Annotated in this window: 1 protein-coding gene; it reads right to left on the reverse strand. The window is 48.4% G+C overall.

Going from position 1 to position 663, the window contains the following annotated elements; translation table 11 throughout:
- The coding region (proS, locus tag A3756_RS24605; RefSeq protein WP_068554940.1) for a proline--tRNA ligase at positions 1–663 on the reverse strand (663 nt) is incomplete at both ends.

Genomic DNA, 663 nt, shown 5'->3' on the forward strand with positions numbered 1-663 from the left:
GTGCTGAAAGCGATATCGTCTTCACCTGAATCGGCCAGCACATGGAATTCATGTGAAGCATTGCCGCCGATGCTGCCTGAGTCAGCCTGCACAGCGCGGAAGTCTAGACCAAGACGCGTAAATATATTGGTGTAGGTGTCGTACATGAGTTCATAGGTCTCGTCCAGAGAATCCTGAGTCGCATGGAAAGAGTAGGCATCTTTCATTAAAAACTCACGGGCACGCATCACACCAAAGCGCGGGCGGCGCTCGTCTCTAAATTTTGTCTGGATCTGATAAAAGTTTGCCGGTAATTGCTTATAGCTGCTCAGTTCATTGCGAGCCAGGTCGGTGATCACTTCTTCATGCGTAGGGCCGAGGCAAAAGTCTCGTTGGTGACGATCTTTGATACGCAATAACTCACCGCCATATTGCTGCCAGCGACCAGACTCTTCCCAAAGTTCTGCAGGCTGAACAACAGGCATAGAAAGTTCTTGTCCGCCAGCCTTATCCATTTCCTCACGAACAATCGCTTCTACTTTACGTAGCACTCTTAAACCCATGGGCATCCAGTTGTATAAACCTGATGCGAGTTTACGAATCAAGCCTGCACGAAGCATTAGCTGATGGCTGATGACTTCAGCGTCAGCTGGAGTTTCTTTTTGAGTAGCGATTAAAAAACGA

The sequence above is a fragment of the Oleiphilus sp. HI0086 genome (assembly GCF_001635225.1).